Origin of the sequence: Micromonospora lacuserhaii (genome assembly GCF_036902735.1) — a bacterium.
Taxonomy (GTDB): Bacteria; Actinomycetota; Actinomycetes; order Mycobacteriales; family Micromonosporaceae; genus Micromonospora.
The window spans coordinates 103,833-111,955 of the sequence record NZ_JBAKHO010000016.1; the positions used below are offsets into that span (position 1 = coordinate 103,833).

Genomic DNA, 8,123 nt, shown 5'->3' on the forward strand with positions numbered 1-8,123 from the left:
CTCGGGTCAGGCGGCCCGGCTCACGCCGACCGGCTGCTGCACCGGCTGCGGCGGCTGCGAGGCCTCGGCGAACTCCTCGCGCGGGTCGTGCAGCTGGCCGAGCGCGACCACCTCCCGCTTGAGGAAGAAGGCCAGCGACCAGTCGACCACGACCCGGACCTTGCGGTTGAACGACGGGATCCGGCTCATGTGGTACGTCCGGTGCATGAACCACGCCGGCCAGCCGGTCATCTTCACGCCGTACACCTGGGCGACGCCCTTGTGCAGGCCGAGGCTGGCCACGCTGCCGACGTGCTTGTGCTTGTAGTTGACCGGCTCACGGCCCCGGATCACCAGCGCGATGTTGTCCGCCATCCGGGCGGCCTGCCGCACCGCGTGCTGGGCACTCGGCGAGCAGTAGTTGCCCGGCTCCTTGGTCAGGTCCGGCACGGCGGCGCAGTCACCGGCGCTCCAGGCGCCCTCGACGACCCGGTCGCCGTCCACGACCTGCAGGGTCGGCAGGCAGGTGACCCGCCGGCGCTCGTCGCGCGGGAAGTCCGTCCGGTCGAGCATCGGCGACGGCTTGACGCCGGCGGTCCAGACGATGGTGTCGGACCGGAACGAGTCGCCGTCGGAGAGCTTGACCACCCCGTCAACGCAGGACTCCAGCCGGGTGTCCAGCCGGATGTCCATGTTCCGCTTCAGCAGCTGCTGGACGGTGTAGGCGCCCATGTCCCGGTCGACCTCGGGCAGCACCCGCTGGGTCGCCTCGACCAGCACCCAGCGCATGTCCTCCGGCTTCAGCTCGGGGTAGTAGCGCAGCGCGTCCCGGGCCATGTCCTCCATCTCGGCGAGCGCCTCGATGCCAGCGTACCCACCACCGACGAAGGTGAAGGTCAGCGCGGAACGGCGGACGTCCGGGTCCGGCGTGACGGCCGCCACGTCGAGCCGGTCCAGCACGTGGTTGCGCAGGTAGATCGCCTCGCCGATGGTCTTGAAACCGATGCCCTGCTCGTGCAGGCCGGGAATCGGCAGCGTCCGGGAGACCGACCCGGGCGCGACCACCACGTGGTCGTAGGGGATCTCCCGGGTGGGGCCGGCGATCGGCTGCACCACGGCGGTCTTGCGGTCGTGGTCGATCCGCGTCACCGTACCCGCCACGACCTTGCACCGGCGCAACTCGCGCCGCAGCGGCACCACCGAGTGCCGCGGCGAGATGTTGCCCGCCGCCGCCTCCGGAAGGAACGGCTGGTAGGTCATGTGCGGCTGCGGGTCAACGACGATGACCTCGGCCTCACGGGAGCTCAGCTTCTTGGACAGGCGCAGAGCAGCGTACAGGCCGACGTGCCCGGCACCCACGACAAGGATCCGCTTCGGATTCACGTCATCTATCTTTCCCCGGGCGGCTCGGCTAATCCCGCTCGAGACCCCCACTTGTGACGGAGCACAACCCGTGTGACCTGCGCAACTCTCCGCCGCGTCCCGCTATCTGCGACGCAACAACGAGCCCAGCAGACCGCTCAATCCCACCGCCACCAGCAGTCCGACCACCGTCGCCGCGCGGAAACCGTCATCGCCGCCGATCCCGCCCAACCAGGACAGCACGATGCCCACCACGGCGGCGGCCAGCAGCACCGCGCCGGCCCGGGCGAGCCAGCGGAGCACCAGATCCGGATCGACCACCGCGTCGTACGGCAGCACCGCGGCGAGCGCGCAGAGGGTGTGCGCCAGGTAGAGCGCCGACGCCACGGCGACCAGCCGCCACAGCGTGATCGGCCGGTCGTACCCGGCCGACGCGACCACCCAGCCACCGACCGTGACCAGCGCCGCGAACGTGGGCCACACCCGGCGCGGCGACACCGTGGGGAACAGCGACACCACCACGAACAGCAGCAGCGCCCGCGGGGTGAACAGCTCCACCGGGTACGCCAGCAGCAGCCCCACCAGCACCGCCCAGAAGATGCCGACCCGCACCAGCAGTGGCGTGAGGCTCACCCGGTTCGCCGCCACCCGCAGCGCCCGGGCCCGTTCCCACACCGCGTTCATCGGGGCTGCCCTCCGTTCGCGACTGCGGGACTCCGCTGCGCTGCGTTCCTCGCGCTCACCGGCCACCGACCCTCGGGGCGGTCGCCAGCCGGGCCACGTCCCGCAGCACCTGGTCCAGGCTGCCCGCGCCGGCCCAGCGCACCACCGGCACGCCGTGCTCACGGAGCTGGGAGATCATCGTGTCCCGGTCCAGCCGCCACAGCCGGAACGCCACCGGCGCCCAGCCCTTGTCGCCGGGCGGGGTCAGCTCGGTCGGCAGGGTGTCCACCGCCACCACGAACCGTCCGCCCCGCGCCAGCCGGGCCAGCATCTGCGCGGACCGCTCGTCGAGCAGCGGGGTGAGGACCACCACCAGGGCGTCCGAGGAGAGCACCTGCGGCCCGAAGATCTGGTCGTACGGCTCGTGCGCGGAGGACTCCGCCTTGACGTCGAGCAGCCACTCCAGCACGGTCAGGTACTGCCGCCGGCCGGTCGCCGGACGGAGGCGGCGCGCGGCCGGGCCGTACTCCAGCATGGACACCCGGTCGCCCCGGTGCAGGTAGTGCTCGGCGATCGCGGCGGCGGCCCGGACGGTGGTGTCCAGCACCGACGCGGAACCCTTCGCCCCGCCCGGCCGGCCCGCCTCGGCCAGCACGTCGAGCAGCAGCACCACCTCGGCGTCCCGGTCGGAGAGGGTGGCCGCGACGTGCAACTGCCGGGCCCGCAGCGAGACCCGCCAGTCGATCCGGCGCAGCCGGTCACCGGGGCCGAACACCCGGACGCCGGCCAGCTCGCCGCCCTCCCCCGGCCGGCGCGAGTGGTGCGCGCCGACCAGCCCGGCGGCCCGGGGCATCGCCTCCACCGCCTCGAACGGCTCGGTCTTCGGGTAGACCCGCACCCGGTCTGGCTCGGCGATCACGGCGCGGGAGAGCAGCAGGCCGTCGGCGGCGGCGACCCGGGCCCCGGCCGGACCGACCCGGTGCCGGCCCCAGCGCAACGCCGTGCCGCTCAACGCCAGGTCGACGGCGGCGCCGGCCGGGACCGAGGTCACGAAGGGGCGGTCCGCGCCGCCGGAACGGCTCACGTCGACCCCGCCGCCGCCGAAGCCGACCCGCTCCACCCGCAGCCACCGCGAGATCCGGGTCCGCACCACCGCCACGTCGTACGACACGGTGTCCGGGTTGCCGACGGTGACCGTGCCGGCCAGCGGACCCCCCTCGACCAGGTGCGCGTCCTCGGCGGTGATCTCCACCTGCGGGGCGGCGGTCGGCCGGCGGCGCAGCCCGTACGCGGTGCCGAGCGCGAACGGCGCGGCCAGCACCACCAGGTCGACCCGGCCGAGCAGCACCGCGGCGATCAGCAGCAGCCCGGTGAGCAGCACCGCGCGGCCGAGTGCCCAGGTGGGCGCCCAGCCACCCGCCGGCTCCGGGCCCGGGAGGTCAGGCACGACGATCAGCGCCCCGACCTGCCGGCCGCGTGGCTGGGCAGCGCGCCGCTGGCCGGGGCGGGGGTCTGCTCCAGCACCTCGCCGACGACGAAGGACGGGTCGACCCGGCGCAGCCACATCTCCGGCCGCAGCGTGATCCGGTGGGCCAGCGCCGGCGCGGCGACCTCCTTGACGTCCTCGGGCACCACGTAGTCCCGACCGGCGAAGACCGCCCGGACCCGGGCCAGCAGCAGCAGCGCCAGCGAGCCGCGCGGGGATGCGCCGACCAGCACCGACGGGTGCTCGCGGGTGGCCGCGGTGAGGTCCACGATGTACCGGCCGACGGAGTCCTCCACCACCACGTCCTCCAGCGCGGCCTGCATGGCCCGCAGCGTGGCCGCGTCGACCACCGGCTTGATCTCGGCCTCCTCGTGGCGGCGGGCCATCCGCCGGCGCAGCACCTCCCACTCCTCCTCGCGCTGCGGGTACCCGAACGACACGCGCAGCAGGAACCGGTCCAGCTGCGCCTCCGGCAGCGGGTACGTCCCCTCGTACTCGATGGGGTTGGCGGTGGCGAGGACGTGGAACGGCTCGTCCAGGCGGTAGGTCACGCCCTCGACGGAGACCTGCTTCTCCTGCATCGCCTCCAGCAGCGCCGACTGGGTCTTCGGCGGGGTCCGGTTGATCTCGTCGGCGAGCAGCAGGTTGGTGAAGACCGGACCCGCCCGGAAGGAGAAGTCGCCGCTGCGCTGGTCGTAGAGGAATGAGCCGGTGACGTCGGCCGGCAGCAGGTCGGGGGTGAACTGGAGGCGGCGGAAGTCCAGCCCGAGGGCCTGCGCGAAGGAGCGCGCGGTGAGCGTCTTGCCGAGCCCGGGCAGGTCCTCCAGCAGCACGTGCCCGCCGGCGAGGATTCCGGCGAGGACCAGTTCGAGGGCCTCCCGCTTGCCGACCACGACCGTTCCGACCGCGTCCAGCACCGCCCGGGCCAGGTGGCCGACCTCGGTGGCGGGGATGCGTCGGTCCACGTCGTTCATCAGATCTTCTCCAGTTCGGCGACGATCGCCGCGAGGTCGCGCGGCGACGGGGGGCGGCGGGAAGGGGTGTCGAGGAACGTCCACAGTTGCTCGCCGAGCAGGGCGCGGGCCCGCGCCGGGTCGGACTCGCGGGTCACGCCGTGACGCTGGCGCAGCCGTTCGTCGGCCAGCTCGGCGAGCCGGGGCAGGACCCGCTCGGCGAACCGCTCCGGCCGGCCGGAGCACCAGTCCAGCGGCCGTTCCCAGCCGTTGATGGCGCTTCGCAGCGCGTCCCGGGCGGCCCAGTTCCAGGAGTCGGGCTCCTCGCCCGCGGGGGCCCGGCCGCCGGCGCGGGGCGGGGGCGGCGGGGAGAGCGCGGCGGTGACCCGGCGGACGGCGAGCACCGCCAGCACGCCGGCCACCACGATCCAGACGGAGACCTGGAGGCCGACCGCGCGCAGGCAGACCAGGACCACGGCGGTCAGCGCGGCGGCGGAGGCGAGGAAGCGGAACACCCACCGCCCGCGCCCGCCCCCGTCCCGCCTGGTGGGGGGCGGGGCCTCCTCCTCGAAGCTGAGCAGGTCGTCGATGCCCGTCCGCTCGCTCACGCCGGCACCTCGTCGGCGGCGGCCAGGGCGGTGAGTTCGCCGCGCAGCCGGCGCAGCGCCGCCCGGGCCTGGTCGCGCATGTGCTCGTCAACGGTGTGGGTGGCGTACCGGGCCTCGCGGTAGACGTGGGCGAAGCCGTCCAGCACGTCGGCGCTGGCGATGGCGGGCACCCCGGCGGACGGGTCACCGCGCAGCAGCCGACCGACCAGGTCGGTGGGGGTGTCGCCGGTCCGGCGCGGCACGCCGACCTCGGTCGCGGCCTCCTCCAGCCGGACCCAGCAGGCGATCACCGCCGTACGCGGGTCGGTTGCGGTGTCGTCCAGCTCGACCAGGCCGGCGTCGAGGACGGCGGCCACCTCCCGGGCGGTGCCCTCGGCGGTGCGCCGGACGCGGGCCACCGGGACGGCCCGGGTGGTCCGGCGCAGAGCGCCGCGGAGCAGCGTCCAGGCCAGGTAGCCGAGGGCGGTCAGGATGGCCAGCCCGAGCAGGACGATGGCCACGGTGGCGATCCACTGCGGCACCTCGGCCCGGGTCTGTTCGGCGCCGTCCCGTGGCTCGATCGGGATCGAGGGGGCCGGCTCGGCGGACGGGTAGTCCGGGACGTACGGGATGGTGTCGGCGACCGGTGGGATGCGGCTGGCGCCGATCGAGGAGTGCCCGGCGGCCAGCGCCCCGACGGCGAGCAGCAGGATCACCGCGGTGACGGGCCACCACCTGCGCAGTACGCCGAGGTTCATCGCCACCGCCCCACGCAGCCTCAGTCCACTCCGGCGAGTTTTTTCGCCCGGGTGAACACGTCGTCCAGCATCCCTGGTGTCAGTCGCCCGGTGAACGTGTTCTGCTGGCTGACGTGGTAGCAGCCGAGCAGGTCGGGGGCGGCCGATCCGGACCAGTGTGCCCCATGGCCGAAGACCGGTCGCGGGCTGGGCGGGCGGATGCCGTACACCTGGTGCAGCACCGGCCACCACGCCGCCCAGGCGAAGGCGCCCAGCGCGACCACGACGCGCAGGGTGGGCCGGATGAGGCCGACCTCCCGGTGCAGCCACGGCGCGCAGGTGTCCCGCTCGGCGGGGGTGGGCTTGTTGTCCGGCGGCGCGCAGCGCACGGCGGAAAAGATGCGGGTGTCGTGCAGGGACAGTCCGTCGTCGGCCGCGACGCTGGTCGGCTGGTTGGCCAGCCCGGCCCGGTGCAGCGCGGCGAAGAGCACGTCTCCGGAGCGGTCGCCGGTGAAGATCCGTCCGGTGCGGTTGCCGCCGTGCGCGGCGGGGGCGAGGCCGAGGATGGCGATCCGGGCGTCCGGGTTGCCGAAGCCGGGCACCGGACGCCCCCAGTACTCCTGGTCGCGGAAGGCCGCCCGCTTGGTGCGCGCGACCTCCTCCCGCCAGGCGACCAGGCGGGGGCAGGCGAAGCAGTTGGCGACGGCGCCGTCGAGGTCGGCCAGGTCGGTCGCCCGCGCGGCGCGGGCGACCACCTCGTCGGGAGTACGGGGCTCAGCCAAGCTTGGCCCGGAAGAGTTCGAGGGTACGGGCCCATGCGGTGGCGGCGCTGCGCTGGTCGAAGTTCGCCGGCCGGTCCTCGTTGAAGAAGGCGTGCGCGGTGCCCGGGTAGTCGTAGGTCTGGCAGGTGCCGCCGGCGCTCTCGACGGCGCGGCGGACGGCCTGCACACCGTCGGCGCCGGAGAGGCCGTCGGCCTCGGAGCAGTGGATGACCGCCGCCTTGCCGGCGTAGTCGGCCCACTCGGCGCTCATCCCGTCCCAGGGCAGCCGGGGGTAGAAGGCGGCGGTGGCGACGATCCGCTCGGAGCGGGTCGCCGCCCAGAGGGCGAGGCTGGCGCCGGCGCAGAAACCGGCGCAGCCGACCTTGCCGGTGACCTCGGGACGCCCGGTCAGGTAGTCCGCGGCCACCGCGATGTCCGCCGCCGCCTCGTCCATCTGCGTGCTGTTCAGCATCTGCCGCGGCTCGCTGGGCTTGCTCGCCGGGCCGCCGTGCCGGAAGTCCGGGGCGAGGGCCACGAAACCCGCCTCGGCGAAGCGGTCGACGACCGACCGGACGTGGGGTACGAGGCCCCACCAGTCCTGAATGACGATGACCGCCGGGCTGGCCGCACCGCCGGAGGGTATCGCGAGATACCCCTCGCGCGTCCCTCCGTTGCCGGCGTAGCTCACCATCTCGCCCATGGGTCCGTCCTCCTAGCGGTCAGTCAACGTTGGCTGGTCGCCCAGTGGTCCTACGTGCCGGTAGCCTGCCACGCCGTGAGCGCGCCGGGAAGACGAGAGGGCAGTGGCATATACCTCGCGTTCACCATCCGGAGAACCCGTGTACGCCGACGGCGGCACGGGTGTCCCCCGCGCCGCCGTGGGCCGTGCCGTCGTACCGGGTCAGCTCCGCTTGGTGAGGCAGAGCAGGTAGCCCTTGCCGCCCGGGGAGATGCTGTAGAAGACGTAGCCGTCGTCGCCCTGCTTGATGTACTGCTCGCACGCGTCGCCCGACTTCGCCTGGGCCTCGGTCTGGCCGTCCACCCGACCGGCCACGTTGTACACCGCCTCGGCGGAGGTGCACTTCACCACGTCGGCGCCGTTGACCGAGCGCTCCTCGGTGCCGGTCACCTCGGGCAGCTCGGCGATGCAGTCACCGGCCTTGGCCTCGGCCGCCTCGTCCGGGTCGAGGAGGTTGCCGACGGCCGTGGCAAGGCCGAACTTCAGACCGACGACGACCAGAAAGGCGACCACCGCGCCGACGATGCCCAGGGCCTTGCGCAGGCCCGGCCCCTTCGGTTCCGGCTGCGCCGGGAGGGCCGGCTCGGGCTGCGTGGCCTGCGGCGCGGGGGGCGGTGCGACCTGCTCTGACAACTGAGTTCCTTCCGAGGGGTGGACGAGCAGACGACACCGTAGCGATCAAGATCGGGATCCGTTGTCCCGTTCCCATCGTCCGTTCAGTCAATTCCCAGGATCGGCACGCTCAGCGGGTGGGGACGGGCGCCGGGTCGACCGGCGGGGGCGTCGTCGCGGCCGGCGCGCCCGGCGCCGGCGGGACGCTACCGGACGGCGGCGGGGCCGGGAAGTCGGATCGTAG

Annotated in this window: 9 protein-coding genes; all 9 read right to left on the minus strand. The window is 74.0% G+C overall.

All coding sequences use genetic code 11. The annotated features are described in order from the left end of the window. Positions 1–6: 6 nt before the first annotated feature. On the minus strand, positions 7–1,362 hold the full coding sequence (locus V6U81_RS13870; RefSeq protein WP_334489039.1) for an NAD(P)/FAD-dependent oxidoreductase: 1,356 nt from the start codon (positions 1,360–1,362) through the stop codon (positions 7–9). Between the two features lie 102 nt (positions 1,363–1,464). Beyond that, a complete protein-coding gene (locus V6U81_RS13875) occupies positions 1,465–2,025 on the minus strand; it encodes a hypothetical protein (protein ID WP_334489042.1) in 561 nt (186 codons plus the stop codon). Between the two features lie 55 nt (positions 2,026–2,080). Then, a complete protein-coding gene (locus V6U81_RS13880) occupies positions 2,081–3,451 on the minus strand; it encodes a DUF58 domain-containing protein (RefSeq protein WP_334489045.1) in 1,371 nt (456 codons plus the stop codon). 5 nt (positions 3,452–3,456) lie between these two features. After that, positions 3,457–4,464, minus strand: a complete 1,008-nt coding sequence (locus V6U81_RS13885) for an AAA family ATPase (protein ID WP_334489047.1) — start codon at positions 4,462–4,464, stop codon at positions 3,457–3,459. Continuing rightward, positions 4,464–5,051, minus strand: coding sequence for a hypothetical protein (locus tag V6U81_RS13890; protein WP_334489050.1), 588 nt, complete (start codon positions 5,049–5,051; stop codon positions 4,464–4,466). The genes V6U81_RS13885 and V6U81_RS13890 overlap by 1 nt, the downstream gene beginning before the upstream one ends. Beyond that, the gene (locus V6U81_RS13895) at positions 5,048–5,788 is read right to left on the minus strand and encodes a DUF4129 domain-containing protein (protein WP_334489052.1); all 741 of its coding nucleotides are present in this window, start codon (positions 5,786–5,788) and stop codon (positions 5,048–5,050) included. Before V6U81_RS13895 ends, V6U81_RS13890 begins: the two co-directional genes overlap by 4 nt. A gap of 20 nt (positions 5,789–5,808) precedes the next feature. Further along, on the minus strand, positions 5,809–6,522 hold the full coding sequence (locus tag V6U81_RS13900; protein WP_334489070.1) for a uracil-DNA glycosylase: 714 nt from the start codon (positions 6,520–6,522) through the stop codon (positions 5,809–5,811). A gap of 19 nt (positions 6,523–6,541) precedes the next feature. Next, positions 6,542–7,228 carry a dienelactone hydrolase family protein gene (locus V6U81_RS13905; RefSeq protein WP_334489055.1) on the minus strand — a complete coding sequence of 229 codons (687 nt, stop codon included), beginning with the start codon at positions 7,226–7,228 and terminating at the stop codon, positions 6,542–6,544. Between the two features lie 201 nt (positions 7,229–7,429). Beyond that, positions 7,430–7,900, minus strand: coding sequence for an LppU/SCO3897 family protein (locus V6U81_RS13910; protein ID WP_334489057.1), 471 nt, complete (start codon positions 7,898–7,900; stop codon positions 7,430–7,432). Positions 7,901–8,123 lie beyond the last annotated feature (223 nt).